We start from the raw sequence: 2,640 nt of genomic DNA, 5'->3' as shown, positions 1-2,640 counted from the left end.
ATGAATCGAGAGGTTCACGTCCGGTTCTGTGAGAGCCTGAAGGGGAGGTTCCTTTGGGCGACTCGATCACCCACGCCAGACGGCGGGGCGCGGATTCATCAACCGCTAGGAGACCGACATGACTAGTAGTAAGAAGAAGCCTCGCCCATTCCCACCCATCCCGGATATCCCAGAGCACCAGCCTTTCTCATGGTTGGACAAAGACTTGCGCACCGATCAAGCGGCGCAATGCATCGCGTTCACGCTGGACATGTGCCAGGGAATTTACAAGGGGCTGGCTATGCTGCATGCCAACCATCTGGCGCAAGAGCACTGCGATCCCGACTGTCCGCCGCCGTTGAACGCTTGCGATGTCGACCTGATGCTGCGCTGGATGATGGGCTCGACCGAAGCGGTATTGGACAAATCCGAGACCAGCGTCAATTACCTGAATGACTTGATCGCCAGACAGCGCCCGACCAACCGCTGACCGCCACCGTCGGTAGGGCGGATGAGCGCAGCGTTATCCGCCGTTTTGGATGCGTCAAGCACTTGTGGTACATCAGGCGGCGGATAACGCTACGCTCATCCGCCCTACGGTAGTCCGGCGGGTCGCCAATGACGCTAAAAGAATCGGCGTCGACGTTCGGGGGCTCGATGTCCTGCTTCAGAGGTTCGATGTCCTGCTTCGGAAGCTCAGCATTGCACCAAATAGGGGCGGCGTCGATGCTAAAAGAGTCGCCGTCGACGTTCGGAAGTTCGATGTCGGGCTTCGGAGGCTCGATGTCCGACTTCGGCAGCTCGGCCTTGCACCAAATAGGGGAGGTGCCGGACTTCGGAAGCTCAACGGAGTACTTCGGAAGGTCGACGTTGATGCTCAGAGAACCAACGCCGATTTTCGGAAAGCCGAGACCAACGCCAAAAGCTCCGACGCCGCCCAGCGGCGCCTATAAGTATTTCCCTCATTGCAAATATTTCTTATTCGAAATATAGTTTCGCCCCTACGTGGCGGTCGATATTCGAGCTAATGGAAGAATATTCCGGCTAAACAGGAACGAATATGCACATCACGCTTGCGGTCCTGCCCATCACACAACCAACTGTCGTTGCCCGTCTGGGCAACAGCATCGCCTACACGCCCGACAGCATGGGCAACCGGTTCAGTGAACAAGTCAAAGATCCGAGCGGTGCCTTGGCGCGCCAGACCAGCCGCGTGATCGACGCGTTGAATCGCTTAAAGCAAATAACAGGAGCACAACAATAATGGGTATCTATCGCAGTCTTAGGCCTACACTCGGGCGCTTTTTGTGTCGGTTCTGTATCGGCGTAGTTTTGATTGCCAATACAGCCATGACACAGGCGACTACTGTGCCGCCGGCACAAACTTATTGGAAGGCGACTGTCCTCACAAACAATACGTATCCATCTGCGGAGGAGGCATGTGCCTCCTCAGAATTTACTAAAACATATGGTTGGGATTCCCCGTTAGCCGTTTTCGATCATGTGACTTTTGGACGGTATAACTATTCCCAAGGGCCTTCTGGGCAGTGGCAATCTGATCACCCATATGCTAATTGCCTTTTTAAAATATTGGCCACAGGTGAAGTTCGCGAGGGGGGAGGGTCAGTACCGCAGATGGCTTTATGCCCAAGCGGATTTACATGGAACGGTTGGATAGGGCCAGACGCCTGTTCTGGAAATTGGACAACCAACCCGGAAAACAACGGTGACCATTGCCCTAAGATTGGTGATCCGATCAATCCCGCCACCGGCAATATGTACCGGATCGAAGTGGATTACGTCGGTGCAGGCTCATCTACGTTGAGATTCCAGCGCACCTACAACGCCGGTTTGCAAATCCAGAACGGCGCGCTCGGGGCCAACTGGAGCACGACCTACGACCGCTCGATCGGGCTGTATTTGAATGGATCCAACTACGCGCTGCTCTATCGCCCCGACGGCAAGATTATCTATTTCGATGGTAGCAGCGGCGCATTCACGGCCACCGCTAACATCACCGGCAAGCTGACCACACTCACCGGCAGCGACGGTAAAACCAGCGGCTACCAGTATGTTTCACCGCAAGGCGACGAAGTCGAGACCTACGATGCCAACGGCAAGCTGCTGAAAATTGTTGCCCGTTCCGGCCTGACGCAAACCTTGGCTTACGACAGCCAGGGACGTTTGGCGACGGTGACGGATAGCTTCGGTCATCGTCTGGGTTTCGCCTATGACGCTAAAAACCGGATCGCGACGCTGACCGATCCGAACGGCAGCCTCTACCAATATGGCTACGACGCGCAGGGTCAACTTGTCACGGTCACGTATCCGGGCGGCGCCACGCGCACCTATCTCTACAACGAGCCGGCCTACATCGGCGGCGCAACGATCCCTTATCTGATAACCGGCATCATCGACGAGACTGGTTCACGCGATGCGACCTATCATTACGATGCAAGCGGCAAAGCGATTTCGACCGAGCATGCCGTCGGCGCCGACAAGGCGAGCCTGAGCTATACCGCCAACAGCACGACGGTGATCGACCCATTGGGAACCTCGCGCACCTACAATTTCCAGACCATCCTCGGTGCCGTCAAAAGCACCGGCGTATCCCAGCCGGGCGGTGCCGGTTGCGGCGCCGCGGCCAGCAACATCAGTTAC

At 56.3% G+C, this 2,640-nt stretch carries 3 protein-coding genes; all 3 read left to right on the top strand.

All coding sequences use genetic code 11. The features are described 5' to 3' along the window. Positions 1–118 precede the first annotated feature (118 nt). A complete protein-coding gene (locus ACFPM8_RS12065; protein WP_378997795.1) occupies positions 119–469 on the top strand; it encodes a hypothetical protein in 351 nt (116 codons plus the stop codon). Positions 470–1,039: 570 nt separating this feature from the next. Next, positions 1,040–1,243 carry a hypothetical protein gene (locus ACFPM8_RS12060; RefSeq protein ID WP_378997794.1) on the top strand — a complete coding sequence of 68 codons (204 nt, stop codon included), beginning with the start codon at positions 1,040–1,042 and terminating at the stop codon, positions 1,241–1,243. Then, positions 1,243–2,640 (top strand): DUF6531 domain-containing protein (locus ACFPM8_RS12055; RefSeq protein WP_378997793.1); only part of this gene is annotated, 1,398 nt, incomplete at its 3' end. The genes ACFPM8_RS12060 and ACFPM8_RS12055, both read left to right, overlap by 1 nt.

The organism is Paraherbaspirillum soli, assembly GCF_042654985.1.
GTDB classification, from domain to species: Bacteria; Pseudomonadota; Gammaproteobacteria; order Burkholderiales; family Burkholderiaceae_D; genus Paraherbaspirillum; species Paraherbaspirillum soli.
Note: the sequence above shows the minus strand (reverse complement) of the source record. Positions and strands in the feature narration are given on the sequence as shown.

Bases quoted from the DNA above. Each gene is read 5' to 3' on its own strand.
- ACFPM8_RS12065 (WP_378997795.1), top strand. From the start codon at position 119: ATGACTAGTAGTAAGAAGAAGCCTCGCCCATTCCCACCCATCCCGGAT.
- ACFPM8_RS12060 (WP_378997794.1), top strand. From the start codon at position 1,040: ATGCACATCACGCTTGCGGTCCTGCCCATCACACAACCAACTGTCGTT.